The following is an 18,074-nucleotide window of genomic DNA, read 5'->3' as shown; positions in this document are numbered from 1 at the left end:
CGGATTGCCGGGCGCGCCTAGACTGCTGCGCATGGTGACGACGCCATCGCCTTCCGAGGTCCCGCCGATCGTCTATGTGGCGTGCGCGCCGGGGCAGGCCGGTGACCCCGAGTTGACCGTCGATCTGCGACAGACCCGCGACGGGCAGTTGGCGCTGCTGGCCTACACGGCTCTCGATCGCCTGGTCGACTGTTGCGGGCCCGAGCAGCCGTGGGCGGTCATGCCCACCGCCGACCTCGAACAGATCCGGCTGGCCACCGGTTTCGAGCTCATCCTGCTCGACCTCGAGATCCCGCCCGAACACCGGCGCCGGGCCGAGGTGTCGTGATGGCCGGCGAGACCCGGGCCGACCTGCCCACGCTGCAAGCGGTGGCCGGCCGGCTGCGTGACGCCGGCGAGTCGCTCGACGAGCTGGGTTCCCGCGTGCCGCCCACCCCGCAGGCCGGCGACCTCACCCCTGACATCGGCGCGCTGATCGGCCACCTGACCGACGTCTGCGGCAACCTGGTCGTCGGTCTCAAAGAGGCCGGCGACCGCGTCGAGCAGGCCCGAACGACGTACGCCCACACCGACGCGTCGGCTGCGGACGGACTCTTCTGATGGCGATCGACACGCGCATCGAGGGCGACCCGGGCGGCATCCGGTCGTCTTCGCAATGGCTCAAGGGCACCCTCGCCGCCGGGGTCGACCGCACCGTCACCGAGATGCGCGAGGCCCGCGCCGACGCGGAACGGGGCTGGCAGGGCGACGCCGGCCCCGCATTCCAGGCGCGCATGGACGGCGGCAGCAGGAAGGCCGACGAGCTGCGCACCGACATCGAGACCGCAGCCAACTCCCTGGTCGTCTACGCCGACGAGCTCGAGGACGCCCAGAACGGCATGGCCCGCACCCGCGACCAGGCCCGGGCGGCAGGCCTGGCCGTGGTCGACGATCAGATCCAGCCGCCGGGGGACGGCCCGGCCCTGCAGGCCGCGCCGAACTACCAGGCCCAGGTCGCGGCCTACGAGCTGGCGCAACGGCAGGCCGACGGCTACTGGTCGGCCAGCAACGCGGCCAAGTCGATCGCCCGCAACATGTGGGACGACCTCTACGGCAAGGCGTTCCTGCAGGCGGGCGACCTGATCAACGGCGCTGTCCTGGGTGGTCTGGTCGCCAAGCACCGCAGCATCCTCAAGGCCCAGTCGATCGCGTTGCTCGACGACTCGAAACGCCTCGCCGAGCACTATCTGAAGACTCCCGGCGGGTCGGCGCAGTCGCGTTATCTCATCAAGGCGTCCCAGGAGGCGTTCGACAAGGCCGACGAGCTGGCCCGCCGTGCCCCGAAGGCGGGCGCCCGCATCGCCGGCAAGCTGCCCGTCGTCGGTCTCGCGATCACCGCGGCCGGCATCGGCTACGACATTCACCAGGGCAAACCGGCGGGCAAGGCGCTCATCTCGGGCGTCGGCGGCGCGGCCGCGGCGATGGCCACCGGCGCCGCCATCGGCACGCTGATTCCGGTGCCGGTCGTGGGCACGGTTGTCGGCGCGATCGGCGGCCTGGTCATCGGCGTGGGGGTCAGCGGCGCCCTTGACTACGCCTACGACGGCCTGCCCCAGGGCGTGAAAGACAGCATCGAAGGCGGCATATCCGCGGCAGGCGAAGCGATCGGTGACGTCGGCGATGCGATCGGCGACGGCGCGAAGAAAGCATGGGACGCGATTTTCTGATGAGGACCATCCCGTACGACTCCACGTGGCCCTCCGAGTGGGCCGGTCAACGCCGCTCGGGCCTGCTGCTGTTCGGCGCTGTCTTCCTGGGCCTGATCACGCTCGGCATCGTCACCGCCGCCCTCGCGCAGGTCACCCGCGAGGACGCCGTCAGCGCCCTGATCTTCCTGGCCATCGCCGTCTACTTCGGACATCTGGCCGCTCTCTGCTTCCACGCCTACAGCGGTGGCCGCCCGCGCACCAGCACCATCGGCGTCCGCGAAGACTCCACCGGCCTGGTCTTCACATACGGCGCCGTCCCCACCTACCTGCTCACCGCGTTCCTGGGCATGACCACCATCGCGCTGATCCTGATGGCCGTCTTCTCCGCCGCCCAGGGCACAACCCAGGGGTACGTCGTCACGGCGGTGCTCATCCTGCTGGCGCTCTTCATCGCGGTCGTCCTGGCCGTCGTCCTCAGACTGGCCCCCGGCCGGGTGGTCGTCGGCCCGGACGGCGTCCATCACCGAGGCTTGACGTTCACCCACTTCGTCCCGTGGGAGGCCGTCACCGACGTCGCCGCCCTGTGGGCCCATTCCCCGGTCGTCTTCATCCGTACGATCGGTTCGAGCGCGACGGTGACCCGCAACTACCTGGGCCGCAACACCCCCGGCCCGCAGACGCTGTCGCCGTTCGACACGATCAGCGGCCGCTGGCTGGCCGCCGACCCGGGCCTGCTGCTGCAAACCCTGGCCCACTACATCGTCCACCCGGCCGACCGCCGTGAACTCGGCCAAGGATCGGCCCTGAACCGCATAGCCGCGCCCTGACCGACCCTTCCTCGCGCCCTGATCGACCCCTTCCTCGCGGTCGCCGACGGGCGGAGCGATGATCATCCGGTGAGCAAAGTGTTTCCCGATGTGGTGCTGCGGACTCGACGGCTCGTGCTGCGGGCGCTGCGCGAAGCGGATGCCGAGGGCATCGTGACGGCCGCGTCGGACCCGGTGACCCAGCGCTGGCTCCCGATGTCGAACCCGTACACCCGTGAGGACGCGATGTTGTGGGTGCGGGAGACGGCGCCGGCCATGCGCGCGAGCGGCAGCGGGCTGACCCGGGCCATCGAGTGGGGCGGCGCTTTCGCCGGAGCGATCGACCTGAGGCGCACCGACTGGCGTCATCGGGAGACCGAGATCGCCTTCTGGTCGGCGCCCGCGTTCCGGGGCCGGGGTGTGATGACCGAGGCGACCGTTGCCCTGTCCCGCTGGGTGCTCACCGAGGCGGCCTTCGAGCGCGTCGTCCTGCGAATCGCGACCGGCAACAGCGCGGCTGCGAGGGTCGCCGAGAAGGCCGGCTTCACCTACGAGGGCACGGCCAGGAACGCCGGCCTCGCCCACGCCGGCCGCCTGGACCTGGCCGTCTACTCGCTGATCCCCGACGACCTGTGACCGGTCATCCGGTCAGTGGGTGGGCGCTGCCCGTGTCGGTGCGGCCGTAGCGGCGGACGGCTCGCCGGGCCAGCGATCCGCGGTGCACCTCCGACGGACCGTCGTAGATGCGGAACGGGCGGATCTCGCGGGCTATCCGGGCCACGGGCAGGTCGGCCGAGACCCCCGCGCCGCCGCACATCTGAACGGCCCGGTCGGCGACGCGGTGCAGGGCCTCGGCGCCGAAGACCTTGGCCAGGGACGTCTCCTCGCGAGCGGGCCGCCCGGCGTCCAGCGTCCGGCACGCGGTCAGCAGCAGCGAGCGCGTCGCGGCCAGGTCGATCTCGTTGTCGGCGATCATCAACTCGACCATGCCGTGCGACGACAGCGGACGCCCCGACCCGTGCCGTGAACTGACATAGGCGACCGCCGTCTCGTGGGACCGTTGCGCGGCCCCGAGCCAGCGCATCACGTGGGTCAGCCGGGCCGGGCCGAGCCGCACCTGCGCGTACCGGAAACCCTCGTCGACCTCGCCCAGCACGTCCGACGCGTCCACCCGTACGTCGGTCAGCGACAGCTCGCAATGCCCGCCGAGCATGGACCGGTCCACCGTGGACACGTGCCGGACCAGCGTGACCCCGCGCCGCTGCGCCGGCACCAGGAACATCGTCGCGCCGCCCGCCGTGCGAGCCATCACGATCAGGAACGCCGCACCGTCCGCGCCAGTGATGAACTTCTTGCGCCCGTTGATCAGCCAGCCGTCGCCGTCCGGCTCGGCCAGCGTGTTCAGCGCCTGCGGATCCGACCCGGCCCCCGGCGGCGGCTCGGTCATCGCGAAGGCCGACCGTTGATCGCCGCGGGCCAGCGGCGCCAGATACCGTTCCCGCTGCCATTCCGACGCAACGTGGTCGAGCAGGTGCAAATTGCCCTCGTCGGGCGCGTTGATGTTGAGCGCCATCGGCCCGAAGAGCGACCGCCCGGCGGCCTCGAAAACCGGAGCGCGTTCCTCCATGCCCAGCGCCAGCCCGCCGTATTCGCGAGGCGCGTGCGGGGCGAATAGTCCTAAATGCCGTGCTTGCGACTGCAGCGTGGCCCGCAACGCCGAGCCTCCCGCGACCGCGATATCGCCGTCCGATTTGTCCTCGGCGGGGATCACCTGCGTGTCGATGAAAGCCCGCGTGCGGGCGACGAGCTGCTCGATTCGGCTGGTCATGGGCACCTCCGGGGTGGCGGCGGCATCGTGACGATCTCATTACGAAAAGTGGCCGGGGGTGTTGCCTGTCGCGCGGATGAAGGTCCACACTCGTGGCTACCGAGCGAGCGCTCGGGCTGTATCACGATGATACGGACGGGAAGGGCGCGTCAATGGCGACCGAAACTCACCAAGCCCTGAAAACCGAGACAGCAACCGCGGCAGCCGGATCCGAGGCAGCCGGAACCGAGGCAGTCGGATCCGCGGCGGTGGGAACCGATTCGGCCGGGAGTGAACCGGCCGCGAGCTCTATGGCCGGCGGCGCCGCGGCCGTTTTCCAGACCTGGCGGAACCGGCTGCAGGCGGCCCTCACGGTCGCCGACGTCGACGGCGTCGTCTCCCTGCTGGCCCGCGACTGCTGGTGGCGCGACCTGCTCGCCCTCACCTGGGACCTGGGCGTCTACCGCGGCCGCGACAGCGTCGCCGCGATGCTGAACCGCCACCTTTCCCCCGATTCGATCACCAACCTCCACATGGTCACCGAGTTCGGCCCGCGCTTCCAGGGCGACGTCGTCGAGGGCTTCCTGACCTTCGAAACGCCCCAGGGGTACGGCCGTGGCGCCGTACGGCTGAAGTTCGAGGACGGCGAATGGGTCGCCTGGACCGTCATGACCGAGCTCGACGACCTGCACGGCCACGAACGCCGGATCGGCCCGTACCGGTCGCGCGGTCCCCGCCACGAGAAGAGCGCCCGCAACTGGCGCGATGAGCGCGAGGACCACGTACGCAACGCTGATCCTGACGTCGTGGTCGTCGGTGCTGGTCAGGGCGGTCTGGCGGTCGCCGCGAATCTCGGGTTGATGGGTGTCGACACGCTGATCCTGGAGAAGAGCGAGCGGGTCGGCGACGGCTGGCGCAAGCGCTACCACTCCCTGGTGCTGCACGACCCGGTGTGGGCCGACGCCCTGCCGTACATGCCCTACCCGGCGAGCTGGCCGGTCTACTGCCCCAAGGACAAGATCGCCGACTGGTTCGAGTCGTACGCGTCGGCGATGGAGCTCAACGTCTGGACCTCGGCCGAGATGACGTCGAGCGACTACGACGAGGCGGCCGGGCGGTGGACGCTGCACGTGCGCACACCGGACGGCGAACGGACGATTCACCCGCGGGACGTCATTCTCGCGACGGGGGCCGCGGGCGAACCCAACGTGCCGGACGTGCCCGGAAAAGACACCTACAACGGCGTCAGTTACCACTCCAGCCAGCACAGCGACGCCACCGACTGGGCCGGCAAGAAGGCTGTCGTCATCGGCGCCTGCAACAGTGGCCACGACATCGCGCAGGACCTCTACGAGGCCGGCGCCGACGTCACGCTCGTGCAGCGCTCGTCGACGCACATCATCAGTCAGGAGCACGGCATTCCCGCCATCTTCGGCAGCAACTTCGTCGAGGGTGGCCCGCCGACGGCGTACGCCGATCTGCTCGCCGCCGGAACACCGTGGCCGCTCGTGCTCGAGATGGCCAAGGACGGCGTGAAGGACACGGCCCGCAAGGACGCCGACCTGCTCGCCGCGCTCGACGCCGTCGGTTTCCAGCGCAACGACGGGCCCGACGGCACCGGCCTGATGGGCTACGCGCTGGCGTACGGCGGCGGTTACTACATCGACGTGGGCTGTTCGCGGCTCATCGCCGACGGGAAGGTCAAGCTGGCCCAGGGCTCCGGACTCGCGGAGTTCACCCCCGACGGCGTACGTCTGGAGGACGGCCGGACGCTGCGGGCCGACCTCGTCGTCCTCGCGACCGGTTACCGCAACATGCGCGAGACGGCTCGCCGGCTCTTCGGTGACGTGGTCGCCGACCGGCTACCGCTCGTCCTCGGCATCGGCGAGGACGGCGAGCTCGGTGGACTCTACCGGCGCACCGGACATCCGGGGTTCTGGTACATGGGCGGCCCCCTCGCCTGGGTCCGGATCTATTCGAAGCACCTCGCCCTTCAGATCACCGCGAAGCACGCGGCATAAAAATCCCCTCTCGCCGCCGTTCAGCGTGGAAAGTCAGCAGAGGAGTAATCGTGAAACGTCATTTTTACGGCGCGATCGCGTGCGCCGGCCTCCTTGTGGTCTCGGCCTGCAGCAGCGGCGACGACGGCGCCGCGGACGTGAGCGGCGGCGACGGCCCCAAGCTCGTCTACTTCATGGCCCCGAACACGACCCCGACCCGCTACATCCAGCAGGACGGCCCGTCGTTCGAGAAATCGATCAAGGCGTTGGACCCCAGCGTCGAGGTCAGATTCGTCAACGGCGGCGGTGACTCCGGGCAGCAGCTCGCGCAGGCCAACGCGGCCATCGCGGCCGGCGCCAAGGCCCTGGTCGTCGTCGCGGCCGACCCGAACACCAGCGCGGGTCTGCTGCAGGCCGCCGAGCAGGCGAACGTGCCGGTCATCGGCTACGAGAACCCGCCGATCAAGGGCAAGTTGTACGCCCAGGTCATCTTCGACCCCGAGAAGGTCGGCGAGCAGCAGGCCACGTACTTCGCCGAGCAGATCAACAGCGGCAAGCTCGGCGCCAAGCCGGTCAAGGTCGCCCGGCAGTTCGGCAACAAGGGTGACGTCTACACGACCCAGATGCTGGCCGGGCAGAACAAGGTCCTCGACCCGCTGATCTCGGCCGGCGACATCCAGGTCGTCTGCGAGGACTACATCAAGGACTGGGCGCCCGACAACGCCACCAAGGCCACCGAGCAGTGCCTGACCAAGACGCAGAACGGCGTGAACGTCTTCTTCGGGTTCTACGACGGCATCACGGCCGGCATCATCGCGGGCCTCAAGGACAAGAACCTCAAGACCCCGGTGTACGGCGGCCAGAACCCGGAACTGACCGGTCTGCAGTACATGCTCACCGGCGACCAGCAGGACAACGTGCTCAAGGCGTTCTCGGTCGAGGCCGAAGCAGCCGCGAAGATCACGTTGGCCGCCGTCGGAGGTCAGCAGCCCCCGGCTGACCTCGTCAAGGACACCATCGACAACGGCGCCATGCAGGTGCCAACGGCCAAGCTCGAGTCGACGCTGATCCACCTCGAGGACGGCAAGGACCCCGGCGACGCCGTACAGAAGGCCGTCGACCTCGGCATCTTCACCTGGGCCCAGATCTGCACGGGCCCGGCCGCCGGGACCCAGACCTGCAAGACGCGCAACAAGTAGCCCTTCCATCGGACGCGGGCGGCCGGCGACGGCCGCCCGCGAGGGAGGATCCCCATGGCCCTGCTCGAGCTCACCAAGATCTCCAAGAACTTCGGCGGCCTGCGAGCCCTGCACGAGGTCGACCTGACCGTGCACGAGGGCGAGGTCGTCGCGCTCATCGGCGACAACGGCGCCGGCAAGTCCACCCTCGTCAAGATCGTGTCCGGGGTGGAGTCGCCCGACACCGGCGAGATCCGGGTACGCGGCGAGCACGCCCGTCTGGTGTCGCCCCGGGCGGCGGCCGAGGCGGGGATCCGTACGGTGTTCCAGGATCTTTCGCTCTGCGACAACCTCGACGCCGTGCAGAACCTGTTCCTCGGACAGGAACACCACGGCTCGATCTGGTCCGGCCGGCGCATCCGCCGGCACGTCATGGAGGAACGTGCCCAGCGGGTCCTCGAATCGCTGTCGGTCAAACTCCGCTCGCTGAACACGCCGGTCGTCGCGCTGTCGGGCGGCCAGCGGCAGGGCATCGCGATCTGCCGCGCGCTGATCAGCGACCCGGCCGTGGTGATCCTGGACGAGCCGACCGCGGCCCTCGGCGTCTCGCAGCGCGGCGAGGTGCTCGACCTGATCCACCGCCTGCGCGACCAGGGCCGCGGCGTGATCGTGATCTCGCACGACATGAAGGACGTACGGCAGGTCGCCGACCGGGTCGTGGCCCTGCGCCTGGGCGCGAAGGTGGCCGAGTTCCGCCGCGACGAATACACGATGTCCGACCTGGTCAGCGCCATGACCGGGGCGCACGAGGGGGTTGACCGGTGAGCATCGTGACTTCGCGGACCACCGGCACGACGGCGACCCCGCGCACCTCGGCCGGGCGGGCCATCGAGACGGTCGCCCGCGGCCACCGCAGCATCCCGGTCGTCATCACCCTGGCCATCATCTGGGCCGTCTTCTACAGCCAGAGCTCGGCCTACCTCAGCTTCACGAACATCACCAACCTGACCCTGCAGATCGCGACGACGGCGATCCTCGCCCTGGGCGTGGTGTTCGTCCTGCTCGTCGGCGAGATCGACCTGTCCTCGGCCGTACTCTCCGGGGTCTGCGCGGCGATCTCGGCCGGCCTGGTCGTCAACAGCGGACTGCCGCTCGCCATCGGCATCCTCGCCGGGATCGTCTCGGGCATGGCCTTCACGTTCATCGAGGCGCTGGTCATCATGTTCGGCGTGCCGTCGCTGATCGCCACGCTCGGCGGCATGGTGATCCTGCAGGGCCTGATTCTGGTCGTGCTCCCCGAGGAGTTCACGGTCAGCATCGCCGGCACGTCGTTCGCCAAGATCGCCAGCACGGCGATCCCGGTCGGCACCTCGTACCTGCTGGCCGCCGTGGCAACACTGGCGTTCACGGCCTACCGCTTCTACCAACACCGTGAGCGGGTCTCGACGGGGTCGCTCACCTCGATGGCCACCGTCTTCGTGCCTGCGATTCTGCTGGCCGGCGTGCTCTTCGGCGGCGTCTATGTGCTGACCCAGCGGCGCGGACTGCCGATGCCCGTGCTGATCGTCGCGGTCATGCTGCTCATCGGCTGGTACGTGACCACCCAGACCAGATACGGCACCCACCTGTACGCCGTGGGCGGTGATCGCGAGGCCGCCCAGCGCGCCGGTATTCCCGTACGCCGGATGGTGCTCTACTCGTTCCTCATCCTCGGCGCGTGCGCGGCGATCGCGGGCATGGTCGAAGCGTCCCGCCAGCTCGGCGTCTCGGCCACGTCGGGCGCGGGTCCACTGATGCTGAACGCGATCGCGGCGGCCGTCGTCGGAGGCACGAGCCTGTTCGGCGGGCGCGGTTCGGTCTGGTCGGCCGTCCTCGGAGCGCTGGTCATCGGATCGATCAGCAACGGCGTGCAGCTGCTCGGGCTCTCCACCGAGGTGCAATATTTCGCGACGGGATCCGTGCTCATCATCGCTGTGGCCGTTGACGTGGTGCTGACGCGCGGCTCACTGCTGCCGGGCCGCCGCTCATGACCGGCGTCTGGCAGCCCGACCCGGCCCTGATCTCGCAGACCCGGATCGTACGGTTCGCCTCGTGGCTCAACGGCGAATGCCGGGCACAACTCGACGATGTGACCGACTACCGCGCCCTGCACGCCTGGTCGGTGTCCTCGCCCGGGGAGTTCTGGTCCGCGGTAGCCGACTTCTTCGAGGTCGACTGGGTCACGCCGCCCTCCGCGGCACTGGTCTCCCGTCGCATGCCCGGCGCCGAGTGGTTCCCGGACGGAACGCTGAACTTCGCCACCCATCTGCTGCGCGCCGGCGCCGACGATCAGGACGCGGTGATCCTGGTCGGGGAGGACGGCTCGCAGGAATCGCTGACCTATGCACAGTTGCGAACCCGATCCGCCGCGGTTGCCGGACATCTGCGGTCGCTGGGCGTCTCTCCGGGCGACCGCGTGGCCGCCTACCTGCCGAACTGCATCGAAGGCGTGGTCGCGTTCGTGGCCACCGCGATGATCGGGGCGGTGTGGGCGCAGACCGGGCTCGACTACGCGGCGCCCTCGGCCGCGTCCCGCATGGCCCAGCTCTCGCCGCGCGTGTTGTTCGCGGGCACCGGATACCGGTTCGGCGGCCGGGTTCACGACCGCCGCGCGTCGGTTCGCGAATTGGCCGGCCTGCTGCCCGGCCTCGAACACACGATCGTGGTCGAGACCGGCGGCCTGCCGGGTTCTGGCGGCGTGAGCTGGAACGACGCGATCACCGCCGATCCCGTTCCGCGGGCTCTCCCCGTACGATTCGATTCTCCGCTCTGGGTCCTTTTCACGTCGGGAACAACGGGCCGGCCCAAAGGCATCGTGCACGGCCACGGGGGAGTGCTGCTCGAACAGCTCGTCTCGCCCGGCCTGCACATGGACCTCGACCCCGGCGACACGTTCTTCTGGTACACCACGCCCAATTGGATGATGTGGAACGCCCAGATCTGCGGCCTGCTGCACGGAGCGACCATCATTCTGTACGACGGCAAGCCGACCTCGCCCGCGCCGGACGCGCTGTGGCGTCTCGTCGCCGATCTCGGTGTCTCCGTCTTCGGAACCAGCCCGGGCTATCTCGAAGCGTCCCAGCGCGCGGGCCTCGCACCGGCCAAAGACCTCGACCTGTCGGCGTTGCGGCTGGTCGGCGTGACCGGTTCGGTGCTGCCGCCCGGCGCGAACGAATGGTTCCGTGAGCATGTCGGTGACCGCGTCCAACTCGGATCGATGAGCGGCGGCACCGACATCTGCGGCATCTTCGTGGCCAGCGCCCCGACGACACCGGTCTACGACGGGGAGATCAGCGCGCCCGCCCTCGGAGCAGCCGTCGAGGTGTGGGACTCGGACGGCCGCCCTTTACCGCCGGGCGTGCCGGGGGAGATGGTCATCACCGAGCCGATGCCGTCGATGCCGCTACGTTTCTGGCAGGATCCGGACGACCGTAGGCTTCGAGAGACGTACTTCGATATGTTTCCGGGTGTGTGGCGACACGGCGACCTGACCGAACTGACGCCGCGCGGAACGGTCATCATTCACGGCCGCTCCGACGCGACGATCAACCGCCACGGCGTACGGCTGGGGTCCGCGGAGATCTACGCGGCGGTGGGCTCGCTGCCGACCGTCGCGGACGCGCTGGTCGTGGGCGTGGAACAGTCGGGCGGCGGATACTGGATGCCGCTGTTCATCGTTCCCGTCGGCGAGCCCGAGGGCCTCGTCGAACAGGTGAAAGACGTGATCGCCTCGTCGGCCTCGCCGCGTCACGTTCCCGACGACGTCATCGTCGTGCCACGTTTGCCACACACGAGGACGGGCAAACGCCTCGAGGTTCCGGTGAAACGTATCCTGCAGGGCGCCGACCCCGCACGAGTCATCGACCGAGGAGCCGTCGACGACGCATCAGCGCTGGATCTGCTCATCGCGTCGGTCGCCGGAGTGGGCGGGCGGTGACCCTATGACCAGAGAGGCAACGACCGACCTGATGGCAGCAACGCCTGACTGGCGCGGATACGGGGAACTCGACCTGTCCCGCATCCTCGAGGCAGCTCTGCAGGCCTTCTTCGAGCACGGCTACCACGGCACGACGACCCGCGACCTGGCTCGCCGCTCGGGCCTCTCGGTCCCGGGCGTCTACCACTACTATCCGTCCAAGCAGGACATTCTCTTCGACCTGATGAACGTCATCATCGACGAACTGCTGGACCGCAGCCGCCAGGCTTTGGCGGCCGCCGACAACGACCCGCAGGCCCAGTTCGACGCCCTGGTCGAGTCGCTGTTGCGCTTCCACATGTATCGCCGTATCGGCGCGACCGTGTCCACAGCGGAACTGCGCAGCCTGGAACCCGACAACCGGTCGCGCTACGTGGCCAAACGCGACGAACAGCAGCGCATGCTCGACCGGGTGATCCTGGCCGGCGTGCAGGACGGCAGTTTCGCCACCCCGTACCCGAAGGACGCGAGCCGGGCCATCGCCTCGCTCTGCGTGGGGGTGGCGTCGTGGTATCACCCGGACGGCACGCTGCCGGTCGAAGCCCTGCTGGACCGCTACCTGACCATAGCCCGCTCGATCGTCGGCATCGCATGACCACCCTCGATGTACGGGGGGTGCGCGCGTTCCTGGAGGCGTCGGGAGTGCCGGTGTCCGGGCCGCTGACGAGCTCGCTGGTCAGCGGAGGACGATCAAACCTCACGTACGCGGTCACGGACGGAACGCACCGCTGGATCGTCCGCCGTCCACCCGTGTCGGGGCTGACGCCCTCGGCCCACGACGTGGCGCGCGAATGGCGGGTGGCGCAGGCCCTGCAATACAGCGCGGTGCCGGTGCCGCCGGCGATCGCCCTGTGCGAGGACGTATCGGTGATCGGGGCGCCGTTCGCGGTGTCGGCGTTCATCACCGGGCAGGTCGTGCGCACCCGAGCGCACCTGCACACGTACACAGCCCGGGAACTCGAGTCGTGCGTGACCGAACTGGTCAGAGTCTTGGCCGACCTGCATTCGCTGGACGTCGACGAGGTGGGACTGGGCAGTCTGGGGCGCCCGGACGGCTTCTTGGAACGTCAGGTGCGCCTGTGGTGGCGGCAGTGGAACGAGGTGAAAAGCCACGACCTGCCGGACGCCCGGACGCTGCATTCCCGTCTGGTCTCGGCGCTACCGCCGCACTCGGCCCACATCGGCGTGGTGCACGGCGACTTCCGCATCGACAACACGCTGGTCGACACGGCCGACATCAGCAAAGTCCTGGCCGTCGTCGACTGGGAACTGGCGACCGTCGGCGATGTGCTCACTGACGTGGCCCTGATGTGCGTCTATCGGCAGCCGGAACTGGACCCGATCCTAGGACTGGACGCGGCCTGGGCCAGCGACCGGCTGCCGCATCCGGACGCTATCGCTGAGGCCTATGCCCGCCGGCGTGACGTGTCACTGGATCACTGGCCGTTCTACATGGGGCTGGCCAACTTCAAGCTCGCGGTTATCGCGCAGGGGATCAGCTATCGAGCCGCCGACCCTGCTTCTGCGCAGGCCTCGTCGGCCGTCCCGGCGCTTCTGGCGGCCGGTCTTCGGGCCCTGGGTTAGCGGCTTTCCGCGGTCGATGGCCGGAGGCCGGGCTGGGCAGTCCGGCTTCCGCCCGGTGGTCAGCGCGGTCGGCACGTCACCCGCCCGGACCCAGCGGGGTGGTTGAGCGAATTGACCGTGCCGCTCTCGATCCGAATGCGGCCAGTGCGAACGTGAACGCGGTCAGGGTGTCGGCCCAGATCAGCGGGAGCTCGCCGTCGAACGCGGTCATGTAGCTGGAGAACCACGTCGCTGTCCAGCAGACGAACAGTGCTGACGAGGTGATCCTGGACAGTATCGGTGCGTCATCCGGTTCGCGCTTCCGACGACGTTGTTGACGGCGGGTGTCCCACCAGTCCCAGGCCGAAATCGCCGCTGCCACCAGCGTCCAGGTGAGTGCGAAGCCGCCCAGGTCGAACTCTTGAGGCGCGACCTCGCCGCGAAGCCGGGTCAGCACGAGAACCATGGCGTGTCCGAGGCCAACAGTCGCGACGAGGCCGAACAACGGTCCCCACCAGACGCGGTGCCAAACGACTCCCTGCCTGCGGCCGTCGTCTGTGGCGCGCCGGTTCGGATGCATGGGAGAAGCCTAAGCTCACAGAGCTTCGGCTGGGGGCCGTGGCTGTCGCCGGAAGCGTTGACCGGCCCCGAATAAATCGGCTTCGAGTCTGCGGAGGCGCGGTTAGCATCGCGGTGTGCAAGCCGTCGAGGAACTCTACGTTGCGTTCGCGCCTAACAGGCGGGGGCAGCCGATCAGCTACTGCGGGCACTGCATCAGCGACGAGGAAGCATCGGTCTTGCAGCGGACGCCGCTCCGCGAGCTGACTGCCGGCGACCTCGAGCGATACACCTTCAAGGCGATGGGGACCTGGGGTGAGGAGGCCGATCTCCGGCACTTTCTGCCGCGCATTCTGGAGCTCTTCGCGACCGGCGAGCAGAACGATCACAGCGTCATCGCGTACCTGGAAATCTTGGCTGGGCAACAGGGTGAGCCGGCGATGGTGCAGATGGCCAAACTGGTGGACGCGGTGTTGCTTTCCGGCCTGGACGACTTCTTTCACCGGGAAGTGGACGGCTGGATTCGTACCGGCCTTCCGGGTCTGAAGCTTGAGGCTGCTCTGGCGGCGACGGCTGACGCTGACGCGGCCGGATGGTATGGGCAGGCATTGGAGATCATTGCCGCCTATCACCATCCGGGCTGACGTGTGTTCAGCCGTTGGCCGCCAGGAAGTCTGAGTAGAACAGGCCCAGGCCGGCTGCTACGCCGACGCCGGCGATGATCCAGAAGCGGATCACGATGTTCACTTCGCTCCAGCCGGCCAGTTCGAAGTGGTGGTGCAGGGGGACCATGCGGAAGACGCGTCTTCCGGTGGTTCGGTACGAGACGATCTGGATCACCCAGGTGACGGTGATGAGGACGAAGAGACCGCCGATCAGGATGGCGAGCAGGGTGGTGCGGGTTGCCACGGCTAGTCCGCCGATCAGGCCGCCCAGGGCGAGCGAGCCCACGTCGCCCATGAAGATCCGGGCCGGGGACGTGTTCCACCACAGGAAGCCCAGGCAGGCCGCGGCGGCGGCTGCGGCGATCATGGCGATTTCCAGGGGATCGCGGACCTGGTAGCAGTAGTCGTTCGCGCGGGCATAGGCCTCGTCGGCGCACCAGTGGCGGTACTGCCAGAAACCGATCAGGGCGTACGCCCCCAGCACCAGGACGGATACGCCGGTGGCCAGGCCGTCGAGGCCGTCGGTGAGATTTACGCCGTTCGACATCGCGGTGATGACGAAGACGAAGACGATCACCGAGCCGACCTTGCCTACGTCCAGCCAGCTGATGTCGCGGATGAGGGAGATGTGCTCGCTGGCCACGGTCTGGCCGTTGGTGCTGGCCATGTAGAGGGCGGCGATGCCGAAACCGCTGCCCACCAGGGCCTGTCCGAGCAGTTTGCCCTTGGCGGACAGGCCGTCGGAGTTGCGGCGGCGGACCTTGAGAATGTCGTCGAGGAAGCCGACCACGCCGCAGAAGACGAACAGGCCCAGCAGGACGAGGGCCGTCATGGTCGGGCCCTCCTGCGCGATCTGCCGTTCCGGGAGGGTGGTCAGGGCGATGTGGCCGGCGACGTACGCGAGGACGGTCGCGATGATGAACGCGACGCCGCCCATCGTGGGGGTGCCGGTCTTGCCCTGGTTGCTGGCGAGGCCGATGGACCGGATCGGCTGGCCGGCCTTGAGCGCGGTGAAGACACGAATCGCGACCGGCGTGATGAACAGCGAGATGATGAACGCGACGGCGGCCGCGACGATGACGGCCCTCACGGGCGGCCCTGCGGAGTCTCTTCGGCGAGATCATCGATCACGGGACAGGAGCTTGCCATACCGCCTCGCCGATCCGAGCCGGGCTTCCACAGTGGAAGCGATCGTCTACGGTGAGCGCACGTTTACTCACCAGAGGTGATCAATGTGCGTGTTCTTCCTGGGATACTGGCTCTCTCCATAGCCTTCGTGCTGGTCGAGACGGGCCCCGCGAGCGCCGCGCCCGCCGCCCCGGGCGGACGGATTCTCGTTCTCGACGACAGTGCCAGTGGTCAAGGGGTCGTCAGCGTCCGTGCCCGCGGTGGCGATGTTCGTAGTCTCAACCTCAATCTCCCGGCGTACGCCTATCCCGACTATTCGCCCGATGGCCGGCGTGTCACCTACGCCGACGGCTGGAGCATCTACACGGTCAAGGCCGACGGCACTGACCGCCAGTGGGTGATCGATGGCGGTTCGGTGCCCAGCCACCCCCGTTGGTCGCCCGACGGCCGAGAGATCGGCTTCGAGGCCGGCGAGATCGCGGCGGCCACGGTCGCCGAGCCGGGCCAACGAGTGGTCTACAACGCCCTCGAATACGGTGAGGGCCTTCTCGACTGGTCGCCCGACGGCCGGCACGTCGCCGTGCTGCTGGGCTGGGCGGTCGGCGGCGACCCGTGGGACCCCATCTTCGCGCGCGACATCTGGATCGTCCGTGCCGACGGGTCGATGACCGCGCGTCGCCTGACCTACGGTGAGGACACCTGGGATCCGTACCGGATCGCCTGGAGCCCGGACGGCCGCAGCCTCGCCACTGAGGTGGGAGGTGACCTGTGGTCGATCAACGTCCGCACCGGCGCGACCACGAACCTGACAGCCACCCCGACTGTGGTCGAGTCGAGCCCGATCTGGTCCCCGGACGGTCGCACTCTGGCCTACGGCCGCCAGCCCGCGGACGCCACCGCTCCGCGCGTCTACCTGCGCGCCTCCCATGCGCGCGGCGACGCCGGCCGTCCGTTGAACGTCACCGGCATCCCGACCAGCTGGCGCTGACCGTCCGGCTCCGCCGGGTAAGATCACGATGGTGGCACCCTTCGTTCTCTTTCCCGGCCGGCACCACCTGCTGACCCGCTTCCAGGCCGATTACCTGCGCGAACTCGCCGCGGGCGGATCAACGATCGTGTGGGCGGTGACCTCGGCCAACCACGAGAACACGAAACGCAACCCCGTTCCGTACCACCGCCGCGAGGCCGCCATCGAGCGATTCAGCCTGCTGGCCGGCCTCCGGTCGGTGGTCGTACCGATCTTCGACACCGCGCCGACCGACGTCTTCGCCGAGGTCACCCTCAAGACCATCGCGGTCGCCACGGGCCTCGAGCTGACGCCCGCCGACACGCTGGTCGCCTGCTCCACCCCGCAGGTCGCCAAGCTGTACGAACGTCTCGGCTTCCCGATCGCCTGGGTCGAGGCCGATCCGTCGTTGCCGAGCAGCCCGGAGCGCCCGTGGGACGTGCTCCTGAGGCTGAGCCAGGACGACGACACATGGCGTACGCTCGCGCACCCGGCGACGATCGACGTCTTCGAGCGGTACCGCCTGACCGACACGGTCCGCACTGTCGTCAACGACCCGGTCATCGGCGACGAGGGTGGCCTCACCGCCACCCGCGACTACCGCACGTACGTCGAGGCGTTCACCGCGGCGGCCGAGCGCAAGTGGGCCGCCGTGCGGCAATATGTGCAGCCCGGCCGCATCGTCGACATCGGCTGCGGCGCCGGCTCGATGCTGGAACTGGCCGACCGTGAGCCCGGCCTGCACGAGAGCGACCTGATCGGCGTCGAGATCGCCCGCCACCTCTACCAGGAGTGCCTGCACAAGAAGGACCAGGGCCTGTTCTGCAACGCCAACGTCTACTTCTATCAGCGCAACGTGCTCGGCGGCGCCATCTTCCACGACCGCTCGGTCGACACCACTCTCACCTTCGCCCTGACCCACGAGATCTGGTCGTACGGCGAACGCCGCGACTCGGTGCTGCGGTTCGCCCGCCGCATCTTCGACCACACCGCCCCCGGCGGCGTCTGGATCAACAGTGACGTCTGCGGCCCCGACGACCCGCGACGGCCGGTCCGGCTGCGCCTCACCCGCGACGACGGCGCGAACCCGGCGAAGCCCCGCGTGGACCTCGCCGACCTGTCACCGTCCGAGGTCAAAACGTACGTGGAAAGCCTGTCGACACGCGCGCGGCTCGACCAGTTCGCCGTCGACTTCGCCTTCCCGTTCGCCTACGAGCCCGTCGACGACGAGACCGTACAGCTCGACCAGGCCACGGCCATGGACTTCCTGACCCGCAAGGACTACGTCGACAACTGGCTCTCCGAGACCCAGGAACAGTTCTGCGGCCTGAGCTTCGCCGACTGGACGGCCCTGCTCACCGAGGCCGGCTTCGAACTCGACCCGGCCTCGGCCCCGATCCGCAACGACTGGGTCATCGACAACCGGATAGCGCCGGTCGCCGCCCTGACCGACCTCGACGGCACCCCGCTGCCCTGGCCGGCCACCCACCTGCTCGCCGTGGCCCGCCGCCCCCACAACGGCTGACCCGCGCGCTCGGCTTAGACCGCATCTCATTAGGGGTTGTTGCTGGTCAGGAGGTTGAGGCGGGCGGCTCGGCGGTAGCAGATCAGAGCGCAGGCCAGGCGCAGGAATCCGGTGAAGTGGGAAGCCTTGCGGTCG

At 68.9% G+C, this 18,074-nt stretch carries 18 protein-coding genes; 15 read left to right on the top strand and 3 right to left on the bottom strand.

The window, feature by feature from the left end; translation table 11 throughout:
- Nucleotides 1-31 precede the first annotated feature (31 nt).
- The 5 genes from EER30_RS29060 (at nt 32) to EER30_RS29040 (ending at nt 3,130) form a co-directional block, all read left to right on the top strand.
- Nucleotides 32-328 (top strand): SAV_915 family protein, encoded by a 297-nt coding sequence (locus tag EER30_RS29060; RefSeq protein WP_240670374.1) that lies wholly within the window; start codon nt 32-34, stop codon nt 326-328.
- Nucleotides 328-600, top strand: a complete 273-nt coding sequence (locus EER30_RS29055; protein ID WP_127503821.1) for a hypothetical protein — start codon at nt 328-330, stop codon at nt 598-600. Before EER30_RS29060 ends, EER30_RS29055 begins: the two co-directional genes overlap by 1 nt.
- Nucleotides 600-1,706, top strand: a complete 1,107-nt coding sequence (locus EER30_RS29050) for a WXG100 family type VII secretion target (protein WP_127503820.1) — start codon at nt 600-602, stop codon at nt 1,704-1,706. The genes EER30_RS29055 and EER30_RS29050 overlap by 1 nt, the downstream gene beginning before the upstream one ends.
- Nucleotides 1,706-2,515, top strand: a complete 810-nt coding sequence (locus tag EER30_RS29045; protein ID WP_164842516.1) for a PH domain-containing protein — start codon at nt 1,706-1,708, stop codon at nt 2,513-2,515. Before EER30_RS29050 ends, EER30_RS29045 begins: the two co-directional genes overlap by 1 nt.
- A gap of 69 nt (nt 2,516-2,584) precedes the next feature.
- On the top strand, nt 2,585-3,130 hold the full coding sequence (locus EER30_RS29040; RefSeq protein ID WP_127503818.1) for a GNAT family N-acetyltransferase: 546 nt from the start codon (nt 2,585-2,587) through the stop codon (nt 3,128-3,130).
- Between the two features lie 4 nt (nt 3,131-3,134).
- Here the strand turns inward: EER30_RS29040 and EER30_RS29035 are convergent, their stop codons facing one another.
- Complete coding sequence (locus tag EER30_RS29035; RefSeq protein WP_127503817.1) at nt 3,135-4,322, bottom strand: acyl-CoA dehydrogenase family protein; 1,188 nt, start codon at nt 4,320-4,322, stop codon at nt 3,135-3,137.
- Between the two features lie 248 nt (nt 4,323-4,570).
- On the opposite strand from EER30_RS29035, the gene EER30_RS29030 reads away from it, so the two are divergent.
- The 7 genes from EER30_RS29030 to EER30_RS29000 are packed head-to-tail and all read left to right on the top strand — an operon-like array spanning nt 4,571 to nt 13,078.
- Nucleotides 4,571-6,322: a flavin-containing monooxygenase gene (locus tag EER30_RS29030; RefSeq protein ID WP_164842515.1), complete on the top strand. Its 1,752-nt coding sequence runs from the start codon at nt 4,571-4,573 to the stop codon at nt 6,320-6,322.
- Between the two features lie 50 nt (nt 6,323-6,372).
- A complete protein-coding gene (locus EER30_RS29025) occupies nt 6,373-7,500 on the top strand; it encodes a substrate-binding domain-containing protein (protein ID WP_127503815.1) in 1,128 nt (375 codons plus the stop codon).
- A 54-nt stretch (nt 7,501-7,554) separates the two neighbouring features.
- The gene (locus tag EER30_RS29020) at nt 7,555-8,304 is read left to right on the top strand and encodes an ATP-binding cassette domain-containing protein (protein WP_205650470.1); all 750 of its coding nucleotides are present in this window, start codon (nt 7,555-7,557) and stop codon (nt 8,302-8,304) included.
- Nucleotides 8,301-9,509 carry a sugar ABC transporter permease gene (locus tag EER30_RS29015; protein ID WP_127503813.1) on the top strand — a complete coding sequence of 403 codons (1,209 nt, stop codon included), beginning with the start codon at nt 8,301-8,303 and terminating at the stop codon, nt 9,507-9,509. Before EER30_RS29020 ends, EER30_RS29015 begins: the two co-directional genes overlap by 4 nt.
- Complete coding sequence (locus EER30_RS29010) at nt 9,506-11,455, top strand: acetoacetate--CoA ligase (protein WP_127503812.1); 1,950 nt, start codon at nt 9,506-9,508, stop codon at nt 11,453-11,455. Before EER30_RS29015 ends, EER30_RS29010 begins: the two co-directional genes overlap by 4 nt.
- Nucleotides 11,456-11,459: 4 nt before the next feature.
- A complete protein-coding gene (locus tag EER30_RS29005; RefSeq protein WP_205650469.1) occupies nt 11,460-12,089 on the top strand; it encodes a TetR/AcrR family transcriptional regulator in 630 nt (209 codons plus the stop codon).
- Nucleotides 12,086-13,078, top strand: coding sequence for a phosphotransferase family protein (locus EER30_RS29000; RefSeq protein WP_127503811.1), 993 nt, complete (start codon nt 12,086-12,088; stop codon nt 13,076-13,078). Before EER30_RS29005 ends, EER30_RS29000 begins: the two co-directional genes overlap by 4 nt.
- Before the next feature lie 76 nt (nt 13,079-13,154).
- Here EER30_RS29000 and EER30_RS28995 read toward each other — a convergent pair whose 3' ends face one another.
- Entirely contained in the window at nt 13,155-13,637 is a 483-nt protein-coding gene (locus tag EER30_RS28995) for a hypothetical protein (protein WP_127503810.1), read from the bottom strand.
- Between the two features lie 115 nt (nt 13,638-13,752).
- Here EER30_RS28995 and EER30_RS28990 point away from each other — a divergent pair, with 115 nt between their 5' ends.
- Nucleotides 13,753-14,259, top strand: a complete 507-nt coding sequence (locus EER30_RS28990) for a hypothetical protein (protein ID WP_127503809.1) — start codon at nt 13,753-13,755, stop codon at nt 14,257-14,259.
- A 7-nt stretch (nt 14,260-14,266) separates the two neighbouring features.
- On the opposite strand, the gene mraY is transcribed toward EER30_RS28990, so the two are convergent.
- Complete coding sequence (gene mraY / locus EER30_RS28985; protein WP_127503808.1) at nt 14,267-15,370, bottom strand: phospho-N-acetylmuramoyl-pentapeptide-transferase; 1,104 nt, start codon at nt 15,368-15,370, stop codon at nt 14,267-14,269.
- A gap of 144 nt (nt 15,371-15,514) precedes the next feature.
- Between mraY and EER30_RS28980 the strand changes: the two genes are divergently transcribed.
- Nucleotides 15,515-16,396 (top strand): PD40 domain-containing protein, encoded by an 882-nt coding sequence (locus tag EER30_RS28980; RefSeq protein WP_127503807.1) that lies wholly within the window; start codon nt 15,515-15,517, stop codon nt 16,394-16,396.
- A 28-nt stretch (nt 16,397-16,424) separates the two neighbouring features.
- Nucleotides 16,425-17,939 carry a class I SAM-dependent methyltransferase gene (locus EER30_RS28975; protein ID WP_127503806.1) on the top strand — a complete coding sequence of 505 codons (1,515 nt, stop codon included), beginning with the start codon at nt 16,425-16,427 and terminating at the stop codon, nt 17,937-17,939.
- Nucleotides 17,940-18,074: the final 135 nt, after the last annotated feature.

This window comes from Actinoplanes solisilvae, assembly GCF_003999975.1.
Taxonomy (GTDB): domain Bacteria; phylum Actinomycetota; class Actinomycetes; order Mycobacteriales; family Micromonosporaceae; genus Actinoplanes; species Actinoplanes solisilvae.
Note: the sequence above shows the minus strand (reverse complement) of the source record. Positions and strands in the feature narration are given on the sequence as shown.